The organism is Methanobrevibacter curvatus, from assembly GCF_001639295.1.
Taxonomy (GTDB): Archaea; Methanobacteriota; Methanobacteria; order Methanobacteriales; family Methanobacteriaceae; genus Methanoflexus; species Methanoflexus curvatus.
On record NZ_LWMV01000170.1, the window covers coordinates 23,923 to 38,310 of the forward strand.

At 24.8% G+C, this 14,388-nt stretch carries 20 protein-coding genes and 1 pseudogene; 6 read left to right on the plus strand and 15 right to left on the minus strand.

Annotated elements, in window-relative coordinates:
• Positions 1-61: 61 nt before the first annotated feature.
• Both MBCUR_RS05525 and MBCUR_RS05530 read right to left on the minus strand, forming a co-directional pair.
• On the minus strand, positions 62-490 hold the full coding sequence (locus MBCUR_RS05525) for an HVO_A0114 family putative DNA-binding protein (protein WP_067091301.1): 429 nt from the start codon (positions 488-490) through the stop codon (positions 62-64).
• On the minus strand, positions 487-753 hold the full coding sequence (locus MBCUR_RS05530; RefSeq protein WP_067091304.1) for a hypothetical protein: 267 nt from the start codon (positions 751-753) through the stop codon (positions 487-489). The genes MBCUR_RS05525 and MBCUR_RS05530 overlap by 4 nt, the downstream gene beginning before the upstream one ends.
• Positions 754-1,001: 248 nt before the next feature.
• Here MBCUR_RS05530 and MBCUR_RS10340 point away from each other — a divergent pair, with 248 nt between their 5' ends.
• A complete protein-coding gene (locus MBCUR_RS10340; RefSeq protein WP_157077682.1) occupies positions 1,002-1,193 on the plus strand; it encodes a hypothetical protein in 192 nt (63 codons plus the stop codon).
• Between the two features lie 174 nt (positions 1,194-1,367).
• Here MBCUR_RS10340 and MBCUR_RS10345 read toward each other — a convergent pair whose 3' ends face one another.
• Positions 1,368-1,520: a hypothetical protein gene (locus MBCUR_RS10345; RefSeq protein ID WP_157077683.1), complete on the minus strand. Its 153-nt coding sequence runs from the start codon at positions 1,518-1,520 to the stop codon at positions 1,368-1,370.
• Positions 1,521-1,532: 12 nt separating this feature from the next.
• Positions 1,533-1,817: a hypothetical protein gene (locus MBCUR_RS10350; RefSeq protein WP_157077684.1), complete on the minus strand. Its 285-nt coding sequence runs from the start codon at positions 1,815-1,817 to the stop codon at positions 1,533-1,535.
• A gap of 282 nt (positions 1,818-2,099) precedes the next feature.
• Between MBCUR_RS10350 and MBCUR_RS11120 the strand changes: the two genes are divergently transcribed.
• Positions 2,100-2,234, plus strand: coding sequence for a hypothetical protein (locus MBCUR_RS11120; protein WP_449405515.1), 135 nt, complete (start codon positions 2,100-2,102; stop codon positions 2,232-2,234).
• Positions 2,235-2,631: 397 nt separating this feature from the next.
• On the opposite strand, the gene cas1 is transcribed toward MBCUR_RS11120, so the two are convergent.
• The gene (gene cas1, locus MBCUR_RS05535) at positions 2,632-3,633 is read right to left on the minus strand and encodes a CRISPR-associated endonuclease Cas1 (RefSeq protein ID WP_067091307.1); all 1,002 of its coding nucleotides are present in this window, start codon (positions 3,631-3,633) and stop codon (positions 2,632-2,634) included.
• Positions 3,634-4,014: 381 nt separating this feature from the next.
• On the opposite strand from cas1, the gene MBCUR_RS05540 reads away from it, so the two are divergent.
• The 4 genes and pseudogenes from MBCUR_RS05540 to MBCUR_RS11020 all read left to right on the plus strand — a co-directional run bounded on the left by MBCUR_RS05540 (position 4,015) and on the right by MBCUR_RS11020 (position 6,430).
• Positions 4,015-4,659, plus strand: coding sequence for a hypothetical protein (locus MBCUR_RS05540; RefSeq protein WP_067091310.1), 645 nt, complete (start codon positions 4,015-4,017; stop codon positions 4,657-4,659).
• A gap of 206 nt (positions 4,660-4,865) precedes the next feature.
• Entirely contained in the window at positions 4,866-5,234 is a 369-nt protein-coding gene (locus MBCUR_RS10935; protein WP_084269534.1) for an AAA family ATPase, read from the plus strand.
• Between the two features lie 11 nt (positions 5,235-5,245).
• Positions 5,246-5,455, plus strand: a pseudogene (locus MBCUR_RS11125) (AAA family ATPase); the annotation flags it as partial.
• Between the two features lie 165 nt (positions 5,456-5,620).
• On the plus strand, positions 5,621-6,430 hold the full coding sequence (locus MBCUR_RS11020) for a PD-(D/E)XK nuclease domain-containing protein (RefSeq protein WP_245637293.1): 810 nt from the start codon (positions 5,621-5,623) through the stop codon (positions 6,428-6,430).
• Between the two features lie 140 nt (positions 6,431-6,570).
• Here the strand turns inward: MBCUR_RS11020 and MBCUR_RS05550 are convergent, their stop codons facing one another.
• The 10 genes from MBCUR_RS05550 to csm3 all read right to left on the minus strand — a co-directional run bounded on the left by MBCUR_RS05550 (position 6,571) and on the right by csm3 (position 14,386).
• On the minus strand, positions 6,571-6,978 hold the full coding sequence (locus tag MBCUR_RS05550; protein ID WP_067091312.1) for a type II toxin-antitoxin system VapC family toxin: 408 nt from the start codon (positions 6,976-6,978) through the stop codon (positions 6,571-6,573).
• A 1-nt stretch (position 6,979) separates the two neighbouring features.
• Positions 6,980-7,252, minus strand: a complete 273-nt coding sequence (locus MBCUR_RS05555) for a DUF6364 family protein (protein WP_067091315.1) — start codon at positions 7,250-7,252, stop codon at positions 6,980-6,982.
• Between the two features lie 590 nt (positions 7,253-7,842).
• Complete coding sequence (gene cas2, locus MBCUR_RS05560; RefSeq protein WP_067091318.1) at positions 7,843-8,127, minus strand: CRISPR-associated endonuclease Cas2; 285 nt, start codon at positions 8,125-8,127, stop codon at positions 7,843-7,845.
• A 284-nt stretch (positions 8,128-8,411) separates the two neighbouring features.
• Positions 8,412-9,080, minus strand: coding sequence for a CRISPR-associated endonuclease Cas6 (locus MBCUR_RS05565; protein ID WP_067091368.1), 669 nt, complete (start codon positions 9,078-9,080; stop codon positions 8,412-8,414).
• A gap of 122 nt (positions 9,081-9,202) precedes the next feature.
• Entirely contained in the window at positions 9,203-9,595 is a 393-nt protein-coding gene (locus tag MBCUR_RS05570; RefSeq protein ID WP_067091320.1) for a type II toxin-antitoxin system VapC family toxin, read from the minus strand.
• On the minus strand, positions 9,582-9,830 hold the full coding sequence (locus MBCUR_RS05575) for an AbrB/MazE/SpoVT family DNA-binding domain-containing protein (RefSeq protein ID WP_067091323.1): 249 nt from the start codon (positions 9,828-9,830) through the stop codon (positions 9,582-9,584). The genes MBCUR_RS05570 and MBCUR_RS05575 overlap by 14 nt, the downstream gene beginning before the upstream one ends.
• Before the next feature lie 81 nt (positions 9,831-9,911).
• Positions 9,912-11,288 carry a TIGR02710 family CRISPR-associated CARF protein gene (locus MBCUR_RS05580; protein WP_067091325.1) on the minus strand — a complete coding sequence of 459 codons (1,377 nt, stop codon included), beginning with the start codon at positions 11,286-11,288 and terminating at the stop codon, positions 9,912-9,914.
• Between the two features lie 64 nt (positions 11,289-11,352).
• On the minus strand, positions 11,353-12,582 hold the full coding sequence (gene csm5 / locus MBCUR_RS05585; RefSeq protein ID WP_067091328.1) for a type III-A CRISPR-associated RAMP protein Csm5: 1,230 nt from the start codon (positions 12,580-12,582) through the stop codon (positions 11,353-11,355).
• A complete protein-coding gene (gene csm4 / locus MBCUR_RS05590; protein WP_067091330.1) occupies positions 12,582-13,571 on the minus strand; it encodes a type III-A CRISPR-associated RAMP protein Csm4 in 990 nt (329 codons plus the stop codon). The genes csm5 and csm4 overlap by 1 nt, the downstream gene beginning before the upstream one ends.
• A gap of 35 nt (positions 13,572-13,606) precedes the next feature.
• Positions 13,607-14,386 (minus strand): type III-A CRISPR-associated RAMP protein Csm3, encoded by a 780-nt coding sequence (gene csm3, locus MBCUR_RS05595; protein ID WP_067091333.1) that lies wholly within the window; start codon positions 14,384-14,386, stop codon positions 13,607-13,609.
• Positions 14,387-14,388: the final 2 nt, after the last annotated feature.

Here is a 14,388-nt window from a genome sequence, read left to right on the forward strand (position 1 = left end):
TTAATAGAACACTCTGTGCAATTATAAATATTACCACTTCCTTTTTTTATTGATTGTTTTTTTAAATTGCTATTTCTATTTTGTCGTAATTTAAAATTGGAATTTTACTATTTTTTCTACCATCTATTAACTTTATAAATCCTTCTTTTTCAAGATTACTGATTTTTTTCTGAATAGTAGTAATATCTTTATGTATTAATTTTGCTAATTCACTTATTGATTTAGGATTTTCATGTTTAATAAAAGTCATTAATTCCATTTCTAACATACTGATAGAACTGTAGTCTCTGTATATGGTTTTACTATCTTTAACTTCTTCGTTAGGATGTAAAATATAGTGTTCCCATTCTTCAAGGTCAAAATTAGTTAAAGTATTTTCAGGATCAGATTTGATGACCTGTTTTAAGTTCTCAATATTACCATATTGTTTTTCATATTTTTCAATTATTCCTTTTCCATTAGTTATATTTATCATTCTAATTTTTATCATAATAATTCCTCTAATAATCTTTTTTTATTGATTGTAATATTTTTATAAATATGATTATCTATAATTTTTAAAGCAGTGTCAAAGTTTTCTATTTTTATTTCGTGTTTTTTTCCTTTTTGTGAAAAGTGTATGTGTGGATAGCCATGAAATGTGTCAATTCTTATATTTGTAGGCATTATGATTATTGCCCATCCTCTGGGGCTCTCTCTTGCATAAATATCATATTGCCCTATTTTTATCGTGTTTGTTAAACCACTTTTCATATTATATAATATAATCCCATATCATATATAAATGTTATTGTTTTTATACTATAACTTAAGCTTCTATTTTTTAACATAAAATATTAAAAAAACACTTAGTCCGTGCTGTGTCCGATTAATGAAAAACCTAAAAACAATAACAATTGAACAACCACTCACCCACTGTCACAGACAAAAAAGTATAAAAAACACCTGAAAAAACTACTATTTCCTACTGTGCATATAATATAGGTGTGAGGCTAGTAAAAATGAAATACACACAAAACCAAAATTACATAAAAAAACCATCTTGCTTTGCAAGAGAACCTCAAGACGAATTCAACTACGAATCAAGAATCTCACCAGGTACAAGTAAAGCACATAACAACACCAAAGGAATCTTTTATATATTATTCATTCCCCTTTTTTTATTGAATAAAATAGTGGGGGTTCACCTTTAATTTTAATATGCATAAAAATAACATCCCCAGGATTTAATTTGATTATTTAAAGCTATCGCTAAAATAACTTGTTATATTTGGTTTAAAAATTAGTTCCGTAAAATTTCGATTAAAAAAGCCAACAAACCATTTGAGGTTTATTGGCTTTAGAAGATGTGGATATATTATATATACTTATATGGAGCAATGAACTATTCCATTTGATTTATCCATTTTGTAAACTTCTAATACAGTTCCACATGGCAATAAAAATTCTACTTCTTCAGGTATCAGAGAATTTTGCATTATATAAATTCCTTTAGTTCCTTTAAGAGCATCAATTTGCAAAATAGCTCCAGTTTAAACTCCATAATACTTTGAAACTCCTTTATCAAAACTAGTAGACATGAAACAATTTTCATTAATAAGTTTATCTATTTCAAATTTATAAATAGTGTCTTTACAACATTTAAAAATAGTAGTATCTTTAATAAACTTAATCTGGCTATTATCTAAATTTTTAACCATATTCTTAAATTCTTTTTCACTGAATCCATATTTATTTTCTAATGCAGAATTCCATTTTCCACCATAATTTCTAAGACAATCATTAACAACATTACTGTTATCATAATAAACTTTCATAGCATCTTTTACATTTTCAGGATAATTTTTACTATAAGTTTTATCTAATTTTTTTAATTCATCATAAGATAATTGACTAATTATATTCTTATAATCACTATAATCAGTTAATATTTCATAGTCACATTGACAATTACCTGACCAACAAGTTTTATCATTATATTCAACCCATAAAGTATTGTTTTTTTCTAATTCAACACATCCAACTATGCCTTCATAATAATAAGTACTAATATACTTTTTATTACAATTGAAACGAGTGTTACATGTTCCTAAATTAACATGAATGGAGTCGCAATCCTTGTTTTAGTAGAACACTCTGTGCAATATAATTTAAAATTATATTTTGATGAAGACTTTGAGGTCGCAATCCTTGTTTTAGTAGAACACTCTGTGCAATTAAGAAAAAAGGAGTAAGATAGTATGAATTATAAATGTCGCAATCCTTGTTTTAGTAGAACACTCTGTGCAATAGCACCCAAATTTTCCTTGAAAATTGGATTTTATATACTCAAAGTTCTGCTTTTTGTAGTCATTTTGTGCAAACCTATTTGGATGACTACATATATAAAGGTTTGCTCAACTTATATAAATACTTTTTTATTTAATTTTTATTAGCGAATTGTTTTATTTTAAAAAATTTAAAAAAAATAGCTGTTAATTTTATTTTTATGAGGTAAAAATCAATTAAACAAAATTAAATTCACTTTAATAAAATTAATTTTTTCTAAAAATTTTATATTTTTTTATTTTGTTCAACTTATTTAATAGGTTTGCTCAAAATCTTCTCAAAATGGCTTTAATTTTCTTCTTTTTACCATCGTCTATAGAATCCAATGTAGTCTTCTGTTCCTTCTAAAAATTTTCCAATTAATTTTGCTTGATAATGTATAATATCAGAGTATTTTGTTTCTTTATCATTAAAATTAATTTTATTTGAAAGCTTTTCTTGAATAGTTTTTATTAGAGTTCTTCTTGATTTATCCGATAAAATCATTAATCCATTAGAAATCATAAAATCATCTAAATCTAACTGATTTCTGTTAAAAATAGCTATTACTGATTTATCAACTATTTGTTGGCGAAACTCCTCCATTAAATCAAACACTAAGCTTGTTCTCCCTTTTTTATCAGAGTGTAGAAAACCACAATAAGGGTCAAGCCCTGCTAAATGTATGGTTCTCCAAATATCACTTTGTATGATCGCATATCCATAATTTAACATTGAATTAACAGGATCTGCTGCACCTCTTCCATTTCTTCCTGTAAAATTAAATTTTTCATCTATTACAGTTTTAAATCCTTTCCAGTACTCTACTGATGCCTGTCCTTCAATACCAAAGATTGTTCCTCTAATTTCATCGGCAGGTAAATCTGCAAGTCCATCAATTTTTCTTGAGTATTGTGTTAATTTATCTTTTTGTATAGTAAGTATTTCATTGTCTCTTGATTTTGACAAAGTATATAATGTTGCCTTTTGATTTTCTATTTTGGCTTTTATAAATGCTTTTGCTAATATTCCACTTCGTTTATCATGTAATGATGAATATTGCTCTTTTTTTATAAATACATTTTTTTTCTCTGGAGGAGAAAGTCTATAATCTAGTCTGCCTTTCCAATCTATGTCTATACAATCAACATCATGTTCTGCTAACAATCTAAGTGCATCAAAAGTTATTGATCCTTTTCCAGTAATTACAATTTGGGTTAAATCTTCTACTAAAAAATAATCTATTTCTTTTCCTTTTTCTTTAATTACAATTTGGTTGTCTCTTTTAGAAATTGATTTTCCAAAACCTTCTATGTATATTCTCATAAACTTCCTCGCAAAATATAGTTAATAAAAATTTTGATTTATTTAATATTTAAATTTTTTTGAAAAAGTTCTTATTATTAGAAATATTATGAAATTCACATAAATATTTATCAAGCAAATGTTCATCAAATAAATGCTTTATCAATAAGTAAATTACATTTTAAAATCTTTAGATTGTGATATTTTTTTGAAATATCTTTTTAATGCTATTTTTATAAAATATTTTAATAAAAATATAGACTCATTGAAAGAAATAAGCAAATTTAAGATAAAAAAGTTATAAAATAGAGAAAAAGTATATTAAAAACAAGAAACAAAAAAATAAAATATAAAACTTTAAAAAAAAAATAAAATAAAAAAATAAAAATAAAAATTGATTAAATGAAAACAAAATTATTACTATTTTTTGGAATTTTAATAGGCATTATACTAATGTTTGCTTGTATTGCTATTATTCCTCAAGAAGAAGATCCAAAGTTAGAACATATTGGCATTGTTGCACCAGAAGGATATGAAATTACCCAAGAGGATTCTGCTGTTCTTAAATTATATGATGGTTCAAATGCAATTTTTGTATATGAAACCGATAAAGAAGGAGTTGAAAAATACAACACAGAGTGGACTTCATTAAAATCTAAAAATATGACAATAAATGGAATTCATATTATTTATAAAGAATATAAAAATTATAATGGTAAAAATAATCGTAGCTATAATTATATTTTTAATTTAAATGGACACTACTATATCGTTGAATCTTTTGCACCACTTAATAAAAATATTATTAAAAATATGCTTATTAGCAATCTAGTTAAAAGCTCTACAGAATTTACACTTCCAAATCTAATTTATAAGTCACCTTTAAAGGAAAATACAGAATCAACAGATAGCACACAAAAGAAAATCAATTACAATAAATATAACCGTGGTAACAATTATTATGATGATGGATTAGATGATTATCCAGATGATGATTTTGATCCAGAAGAATACGACGACCCTGAATATGAATCTTGGGATGATTAAATTTTGGCACTTTCTACTCTATTATTCTATGCTTACTTTAATTTAATAAGGTCACTCGTTTGTAAAATTTAAAAAAAATACAATTTTTTCAAAAAAAAACTTCATAATTTTTATACTCTTATAACTTAGAAAATATTTTAAACAATAAAAAACATATTACAATACAATAATTAAAAAATAATAAAAAACACTAAAAATGTGATAATATGAAAGATTTGCCTATTGGGCTTGAAACCTTCTCTACACTTATAGAAAATGATTATGTCTACATTGACAAAACAAAATACATATATAAAATGGCTCGTCCAGGAAAAAGGATATTTTTATCTCGTCCACGCCGTTTTGGAAAATCTCTTTTAGTTAGCACTATTGAAGAACTTTACAGAGGAAATAAAAAGCTATTTGAAGGTTTATTTATCTACAATAAATGGGATTGGAATAAAACTCACCCAGTCATTGTTATAGACTTTGGTGATGTGAATGTTAAAACAAAAGAAAGCTTAACTAGAACTTTAAGCTTTAAACTAGACAAAATAGCTAAAAGATACGACATTAAGCTAACAGCCCTGATTTAAATTTAAAATTAAGTGAACTACTTGAAGAAATTTTTAATCATTTTGGAAAAAAAGTTGTGATTTTGGTTGATGAATATGATCAGCCAATCATCCAAAATATGAATAATCCAAAAATTATTGAAGATAACTTAATAATTTTACATGATTTTTATAAAGTTTTAAAAGCTAATGATAGATATATAGAATTTTTATTTATAACTGGAGTCTCTAAATTCACTGGTACTTCCCTTTTTTCTGGAATGAAGAATCCAGATGACATTACCTTAGAGGAAGGGTTCAATTCTATTTGTGGATACACACAAAAAGATATAGAAAGAGAATTTAAGGATCATATTATAAAAACTGCTGAAAGTTTAAATTTCTCAGTAGAGAAAGCTTTAGAAAAGATGAAAATTTGGTACAATGGCTATTCTTGGAATGGAAGAGAAAAAGTTTACAATCCAAACTCCATTCTCAACTTTTTTAAAAAAAGAAGAATAGACAACTACTGGTTTTCATCAGCAACTCCAACATTTTTAATAAATGCTTTAAAAAGTGATTCTGAAATTATATTAAAAAACAGAGAAGTTGAAAGTGGTCTTTTAGATAATGCTGACCCAATAGAAATAAATAACACTCAACTTCTATTTCAAACAGGGTATTTAACAGTGAAAAGTGTTAAAAATGAAGATAGGGTCAAATACACCTTAGGAATTCCTAATCGTGAAGTTGAAGAATCTTTATTTGAGAGATTGTTAAGTCTTGTTAGTGAAAAAAGTTTAGTTGAAATACAAAAAATAAGAGGAAATATACTTAAAGCAATAACAAATGAAGATGCTGAAGGTTTGAGAGATTTAATAACCATATATTTGTTATCAGAAATACCTTATCAACTTCATGTTAAAAAAGAACACTACTACCATAGTATTTTCTTAATATGGCTTAAAACCTTAGGATTTAAAATACTAAATGAAGACTCAACAAATATTGGCTCAATAGACTCAGTCTTGATTAAAGATAAAGAAACAGTAGTCATAGAAATTAAATACTCTGAAACTGAAAAGCAAAAGGATTTAAAAAAAGGAGTAGAAAAAGCATTTAAATCAATAAATGAGAAAAAATACTTTGAGAAATATTTAAAACATAAAAACAGTAAACTGCTTGCAATAGCTTTCAACAGAAAAGATAATCTATGTGAATTTAGGAAAAATACCTAAAAAAAACATATATCAATTATATAACTTTTTTCAACAAGTTTATAAAAATTCAAATGAAAACAATCTTACTTATCTAAACTGTTATCAAGCAATTTAAAATACATTAGAATCAAAATAAAAGTTAATTATAAAAAAATCTTTTACTTAGCTTTCTGCCCTATTATTTCAACTCCTTTATTTTTGAAATGTTTGTCGAATGTAGCTATTTTTTCTATTTCTAATTGTTCCATTAGCTCTAGATATAAACAATCCCAAAAAGGTAATCTTTGAGGAAAATAACTAACAACTCTTTCCATAGCCTCATTATATAATGGAACATCTTCAACTATATTGAATTTTCCACCATTTAATCTACTATATGATTTCTCTAATGTTTCTTTTGAAACCTTTAATTTTATATTTAAAACAGTAATTACCTCTAAAATTACTGAATTAGATATTATTAATTGTTTATTTTTAATTTTTTTATATATTTTCACTGCTTTTTCATGATTATCTTCAGTATCAACAAACAAATCAATTATAAAATTAGCATCTAAAAATATCATTTTAGTATTCCCCTTTTCTTATTTCATCAACTGCTTTGACTGAATTAAATCCTTTTGGGGCTTTTATAGCTCCTATCATATCATCAATAGATGCATCAGGGTCTTGTTCTACAAGCATTTTTAATTTGATTTTATTCTTTTTAGGTTCTTTTTTTATTCCTTGTTTTATGTATTCTGTTATTACTTCTGTTTGTGTAATATTTCTATTGTTAGCTATTCTTTTAACTGTGTTAATCAGCTTTGTATCCAAATTTATACTGGTTTTAGCTTTCATTTATTTACACCTTATAAGTTTTTTAAAATAATATGTATTATATACTCTGTATTATTAGTATATAATATTAACTATTTCCATTCAGGGTGTCTGATAATTGAAAAAAATTGAAGAGATTTGACATATTATTTAATATATTTAGAGGTTATTATATTAGTATTTTATAAAAGTACAATTTATCTGGTCTTTAAAAACAATATTCTAAAAGTTACTCTTTTGATTTTAACAATGAAAAAAAATCCACAATATTTATTATCATTAAAAAATTGACTTTATGAAAATAGTTTAAATTAAAATATAATGGTTTTATTAAGTTTTTTTTAAAATTAAAACTGATTTCATCTGTACTTTTAGAAAATCATAACATATTTATCTCAAAACATATTGAATAATCTTTTAAACTCTTAATTTTTTCATAAAAATCAGACACCCTGTTTCCATTTATATTTATATCTCCTTGCAAAATAATATGATTTTAAACACTTCCTTATAAAAGTTTTGTTGAAAATTAAGAAAACATTCTTTTATTGTCACTATTTAGAAAAGTTTTTGTTGGATATTCCACATAAAATGCCTAAAGAGAAACATAATTAAATAATCTTAAACTCTCTATCTTCAGGCAAATTTATTTCTGTATCTGCAGTAATGTCAATAGATTCTTTACAATTTTCACACATTGGAAAAAGAATAATACTATCATGCTCTGATGAAAGATATGACTCAAACTCTCCTTCTAAATCCATTCTTTCACTTAAATCTAAATCTCCAGAAAATAGAGATTTTTGAATTCTATGCATTCCAAAATGTTTGAGTAATTTAATTAAGTCTGTTCTTGTTTTGTTATTAGAAATATCATAAGAAACAAAGGTTAACATATTTTCACTACTAATTTATTTATTGAATGTTGTTTTTAGGTATTATTTTTAATATTAGTTTTAGACAGCCATTTTTAGGCAATGGAAAAATTTATATGTTATTTAAAACAATAGTATATATAAGTCTTAGTAAGTCCCTATAGTTTTATTGCCCTTTGGTAATGATAATCCCTTTTTGGATACTGTGGCTATAAGGGCATTGACTTTATTTTATGGCTACTTTTTCTAATTTTTCATTAAGTCTTTAAGCATTAATTTTTATTGAATCTATTTTTAAGCAAAAATTATATTTCATTGTCAGTAATTTCTTTAATGGTTCCAAAACCTTGACTAACTCCTTTACCTAAACCAAAGAAATCAGGAATTTTATATCTTATTTTAAACTCACCTGTAAAACCTATCATGTTAAGACCTTTAAATATTACCTCACATTCATCTAAATGAGTTTTAGGGTAAATTTTTCTATTAACAATAATTCCAAGTCCTTTAGACATAGATAAAATATTTCCAATTAGTATGCTATTTAAGAATAGCTTTTTATCTTTCCACATTTTTAAATTTTGGAATTTAGAGTGGTTATTTGGATTTAAAGCCACCCAAGGTGAAAGGAATTTGTAATGAATTTCCTCATTTGTGGTTCTGATATCTGTAGTTTTCTCTCTAAGTATTTTCTCCCTTACTTCATAAGTATTTTTAAGTTTTAACTCTTCAATATCGGAGTAAATTTCCTTTATAGTGCTAATTCCCTCTTCAATAGCTAAAATAGATACCTCACCATCTACTATTTTATATTGAATTAAAGGATATGAGTAAAGAAACTTATTTTCTGAGAAGTGGTTATGTAAAAGAGGGTAGTCTTTGAATTTATTTCCTATGTAACCTCTAAGCTTACTTACTTCTTCAGTGACTTTCTTGTCTGTTTTTAGGGTTAGATGGGCAGTATTAATTTTCATTTTATTTCCAGTTAACAACTTAAAATCTTTTCTCAAATTAATAAAAGCATTACTTATAAAATAAAATACTTTATTTTCTAAATAGCCTTTGATCAAACTTTTCCTAAAAGTTTGTTCTAAATTCATTTAAATTTTCTTTTAATTTCTTTAATTTTGTCAAAATCTGAGTCAAATGAAGCTATTTCTTTAATATTCAATTTTTTCATTATTTCTATTGATACACAATCAGCAAAACCAATAGTTCCATCATATTTCCTATATGTATAAATAGATGAATCATAAATGTCTCTATTTTCGCTAAAAATTATGTAATTGTCTTTAAAGTTATCATAAAGCGATTTTCCAGCTTTTCCACCAAGAAATTTACCAAGCGAATTTAATATTTCTGTAATCACTAGGTTAGATATGACTTTTTCTTGATTTTCAAGATAACTAACTAAATTTAGGGAGTTTTTATGGAGATTATCTCTTTTATTTATAAGAGCTATTATTATTGAAGCATCAACGAAGATCAATATTCTCACCTTTCTGAGCCTTTTTTTTAAGTTTAAGAGCATTGGTAGGTTTTTTAGTTTCGATTATTCCAATAATATCTTTAAAGTTGGTTTTTTTACGAAAATTCAATTTAACCTCATTGTTTTCTAGTAATATCCATTCAATAGTGTCATCTTTTTTAATGTCTAACTTATTTCTAACTTCTTTAGGAATAACAGTTTGATATTTATCATAAACTTTAGTAATAGGTACCATTAAATCACCTAACAATATTATGTTTACCTAACTATTTAACTTTTCCTATTGAATCATTTATTAAAAATTAGATATTAAAGATTATATATTAAATTTAGGAAACTTGGATAATTTCATATCTTCATCAATATCTGAATAAAGAGATTTTGAATATTCTAAAACAGAATCAAACAAATCATTAGCAGTTTTTTCATCAATAGGATTTAAACCATGTGCTAAAATGGAATTATTTCTTTTTTGTACATTATTTTTAAATGATTCATCTTTAAAATATTTGCCTGCAAAACCTACATTAAAGTCTTCTAAAAGCAAAAAATTGTTATTTAAAGATAATTTAAAAGTTTTTTTATCATTAAATGATTTAAAATCCTTTTTAACATGATAATTAAAAATACTATCTATACGATTAGGAGAGTAAATTTTAGATAATTCATTTTTAAAATTTTCTTTATTAATTAAAAAAATTTTAGAAATTCTTAGATTCTCTGAATCAATTATTTTAAGTTCATTGAGTTTTATCTGGGAAATTAATTCAATAGCACGGTATAATCTTGCAACTGCATCATCATATTTTCCTTCTTCAATCCTTCTTTTAGCATTATTTAATAAATCAGGCAAATAAAATTTTATTTTAGATGATATTGATCTATTTTTATGAGATAATTTTTTTTTCAAAAAAGATATATTATTTTCAATTTGGTTTAGAAAACAAGGATTAATTTTATCAATTGTTTCATTTAAAACACTGTTTTTTCTTATTATCTCCAATAAATAATTCAAATAGTCATATAATAACCCTGTTCCATTATACTCACCATCACCTTTTATTTTATCGTTGAATTTATCCCAATCATCATAAAAGGATGTTAATTTACCATATACTTCTGCTTCATTTTTTAATTTTTCATCATCTAATTTATTTTTTGCTAAGTTTAAATTAGTTAATGCTGCTACAAACTGGTAGTTGTTAAAAAAGTCTTTTGCTCTGTTTAACTCGGTAACAGCAAAAATATCATAAGGATCTTTCTGTTCTTTAATTTTCTCAAAGCCAGTTTTGACAACCCCAACTCCACCTTTATCTCTTGCACCTTCATCGTCTTTAGAACCTACATAAAAATATTTACATCCAGTTCCAATTCCAGATAATGCCAATCCTGCAGTAATAGGTTTTGTTCCTCCAGTAAAATCTATTGAAACATCATATCCTTCGTTCTTAAGTTCCATTATGGCATCATATGATTTAGCATATGCCTCAACATAATCTTCATGATTAGCTATAATTTTAGTTCTTGACTTTTCAGATGAAAAATCTGTGCCATTTAAAACATTCTCAACAGTTTTTTTTGTATCTTCAGAGGGTAAAAAGTATACTAAATCTGGATTAAACTTTTTAATTGAAGTAATCAAAGGATCCTCAGTTCCACCAACACTTAATACCAATGCTTTTTTATTAATCATAAAAACCACATTATTTAATAAATATATTTATCTAAAAATTCAGGCTTTAGAAAAAGAATTAAAATTAATTAACTTTCTCAAATTTTAACTTAACCCATCCCAAAGGCATGTTTAAATTTGTAACAATTGATCGAGATTTTGGAAAATTCTCATCATATTCTTTCACTGCTTTTTTAACTATTTCTTTAAATAAATTTTTATCTGTCTTTTTTATTCTCATAGCTAATGTAGTTGCCATGAAACCTGAACCAGAACCTATTTTTAGCAGAGGACTTTCTTCATTATTCTTTTTTTCAATTTCTGAATAAAAACTTTTCAACTGAGAAATATCTACATTATTAAGCTTGTTTAATTCGTCATTATCATATTTCAATATATGTCTTTCAGTATCAATCAAATCTTTAGAAAATTCATAAATAGAAGATTTAATAGTTTCTATAGAAATTAATTCTTTTTTTGAATCAATACTTAATTTTTTATAAACTTCAGAATCGTAATTAGTTGATATATAAAAATATAAAATATTTTTAGCAGGAATAGTTTCTAAATCAACATCCACACCAGTTTTAAGATAATTTGTATTGTTATTCCTAGATTTTGGGTTTTTATCCTTAGAAACAGATAATTTAGTTATATTGTAAAGTTTAGGTTTTTTTATAGTTGTAGAATCACTTACATGTAAAAAACGAGAAATATTATAATAACTATTATTATTTTTAGCAACTGAATAAGAAAAAAATCCATCTAAAAGTTTACTTATATCTAAAATACTCTTTTTATTATCATTCATGGTGATTTCTTTTTTTAGAATTGAATCTGTTATTGCTTTATGTAATATTGCTGCTTTAATTGAACCTTTAACAGAAGAACCAGGAACAAAAAATTCATCAAAAGTTTTTATATGTTCATCTATTCTTGTTGGAATTTTTTTAATATTATCATTAATTCCATCTAAATCCGTTTCTAAATAATACCTTTTAAACTTAGTTATCTTAGAATTTTTATTAAATTCTTTATCAAATTTTTTCAGTAAATTTTGAAATTCATATTCTTCACCAAAACCTTTCTTTTGAGAAGTAGGAGTTAAAACACGTTCAATAAATGTATCTTGGAATTTTTCTGGGAAATTAGATAAATATTTTTCAATATTAATCCTACAACGAGATATTTTATTATTTCCGTCTTTACAAGGAACTAATTCTGATTGAGTATAATTTTTACCTGAGCCAATATGAATTGGAGATAAAATTCGCATATCACATTTATATCTTTTAGTATTTGTTTTAAAATCCATTAAATCTCCCTCCTAAAAAATAAAGGAAATGCAAGTCCATATTCAATTGCTGGTGGAGTGTTAATTGAGTTTACTTTAACTACTTGACCTAAAAAATCTTCGTAATTGCATTTAAAAGTGGAACCTTCTTTAAAAAATTTTACTTCTTTTCTTAAATCACCAGCAGAGCCTCTACTTCTTTTTGAACCAAATTCATAGGCAATAGGTTCAAATTTTTTTAAATCATTTGATTCTATATCTGGAATAACTCTTGATAAAATTAATAATGAATCATTATTTCTATTTTCTTTTTCATTAATATTAAAATCATTTTCAATTAAAATATCCTCAGATAGAAACTCAAAATGACCTTTACCATTTGAAATATCTCTACCAAAGCCCTTATCTTTTAAAAATTTAAGAGCAGATTTAACAAGAGTTTTATATTCTTCATTGTTATTATTAAAATTAATTAAAAAAAACAAACCCATATTACTAAATTCATAACCTTCAGTGTAAAAAATGTTATCACTAGAATTTGTTAATCTATTAACAGAATTATTTGGAATAACAGTTTGTTTAAACTTGTTATTATTTAATTTACCTTTTAATTCTTTTTTAAATAATAAATTATTTTTTATTAAATATTCATCATCAATTTTATTTAGCAATTCATTTTCACCTAATCTTCCATTGATTAAATCAAAAAATATACTCTCTTGAATAAAATCAACTTTTTTATATTTTTTTCTTTTGTCATGAACTCCATCAGAAGAATAAATATTAATGATTTTTGGAAAAAATTTAATGGATTCATTTAGTTTATTTTCATTTAAAATCACTGGAAAGGCAGAAGACACTACAAATGGAGGAGTGTTTTGGAAACTATTAATTAATTCATCTACTTTATTTTCAGAATAAAGTTGACTAATAGCAGATATAATAGCCCCAAAAATCGTGCCTGAATGTAAAGATGGAAAAATCGACAATGGTTTAATATAAACCAACATTTTTAAAACTCCTTTAAATTAAGATTTATTAAAATTTATTGAGAATTATTGATTAATTTTTCAATATCCTCTTTGTTAAACTTATTTATAAAACCAAATTTAACAGGTTGACCATTATTGTTTTCATCAAATTTATAAAATTTATCATCTCTTTTTTCAATGTTTATATTCTCAAATTTGATTTTACCATATCCTCTACTTCCTGAACCACCAAGATAATTATCTTCTAAAAGAAACATCGATTTAAATAAATTAACAAAATTATCAACAATCTCATCACTTTCATATTGACTTAAAACCATTTCAAAATCAAACTTAGAGCTTTGAGGAATTCTCTCAACAGGTCGTGGAGTGGCTTTAGAGGTAATTGAATCAATAGTGTTTTCATATTTAACTTCAGCACCTTGAACTATATCCTCTGCATTATTCCATTTTTCATCCATGCCTTCTACATGAAAAGAATCTCTCACAATTAATCTAGTTGGAAAGTTTGGTTTTTCACTTATTTCTTTATTGTCTGGAGAAATTCCAAATAGTTTAGCAGATTCAACATTTAAATCATTAGATGGAATACCTTTCTTCCCATCCCCAGAGTTTTTATATTTAATATCACTTAATTCAAGCAAAGTTCTTAACTTGCCTTTAAGAGAAGATCCAGGAATATAAGGATAACCTGTAATCCTATTTTTAATAATAGGATTATCAATAACCCCTATTTCAACAGAATCCTTTGAATCTCCAATATGTAATCCAGTTTTTAAATTTATAGTTCCAGTAATTAAATAATTGGCTATAAAATATCCATTTTCTGACATGA

Coding starts and splice junctions, on each gene's coding strand:
- MBCUR_RS05525 (WP_067091301.1), bottom strand. CDS start 490: ATGATAAAAATTAGAATGATAAATATAACTAATGGAAAAGGAATAATT.
- MBCUR_RS05530 (WP_067091304.1), bottom strand. CDS start 753: ATGAAAAGTGGTTTAACAAACACGATAAAAATAGGGCAATATGATATT.
- MBCUR_RS10340 (WP_157077682.1), top strand. CDS start 1,002: ATGAAATACACACAAAACCAAAATTACATAAAAAAACCATCTTGCTTT.
- MBCUR_RS10350 (WP_157077684.1), bottom strand. CDS start 1,817: ATGAAAGTTTATTATGATAACAGTAATGTTGTTAATGATTGTCTTAGA.
- MBCUR_RS11120 (WP_449405515.1), top strand. CDS start 2,100: ATGAATGGAGTCGCAATCCTTGTTTTAGTAGAACACTCTGTGCAATAT.
- cas1 (WP_067091307.1), bottom strand. CDS start 3,633: ATGAGAATATACATAGAAGGTTTTGGAAAATCAATTTCTAAAAGAGAC.
- MBCUR_RS05540 (WP_067091310.1), top strand. CDS start 4,015: ATGAAAACAAAATTATTACTATTTTTTGGAATTTTAATAGGCATTATA.
- MBCUR_RS10935 (WP_084269534.1), top strand. CDS start 4,866: ATGAAAGATTTGCCTATTGGGCTTGAAACCTTCTCTACACTTATAGAA.
- MBCUR_RS11020 (WP_245637293.1), top strand. CDS start 5,621: ATGAAAATTTGGTACAATGGCTATTCTTGGAATGGAAGAGAAAAAGTT.
- MBCUR_RS05550 (WP_067091312.1), bottom strand. CDS start 6,978: ATGATATTTTTAGATGCTAATTTTATAATTGATTTGTTTGTTGATACT.
- MBCUR_RS05555 (WP_067091315.1), bottom strand. CDS start 7,252: ATGAAAGCTAAAACCAGTATAAATTTGGATACAAAGCTGATTAACACA.
- cas2 (WP_067091318.1), bottom strand. CDS start 8,127: ATGTTAACCTTTGTTTCTTATGATATTTCTAATAACAAAACAAGAACA.
- MBCUR_RS05565 (WP_067091368.1), bottom strand. CDS start 9,080: ATGAAAATTAATACTGCCCATCTAACCCTAAAAACAGACAAGAAAGTC.
- MBCUR_RS05575 (WP_067091323.1), bottom strand. CDS start 9,830: ATGGTACCTATTACTAAAGTTTATGATAAATATCAAACTGTTATTCCT.
- MBCUR_RS05580 (WP_067091325.1), bottom strand. CDS start 11,288: ATGATTAATAAAAAAGCATTGGTATTAAGTGTTGGTGGAACTGAGGAT.
- csm5 (WP_067091328.1), bottom strand. CDS start 12,582: ATGGATTTTAAAACAAATACTAAAAGATATAAATGTGATATGCGAATT.
- csm4 (WP_067091330.1), bottom strand. CDS start 13,571: ATGTTGGTTTATATTAAACCATTGTCGATTTTTCCATCTTTACATTCA.
- csm3 (WP_067091333.1), bottom strand. CDS start 14,386: ATGTCAGAAAATGGATATTTTATAGCCAATTATTTAATTACTGGAACT.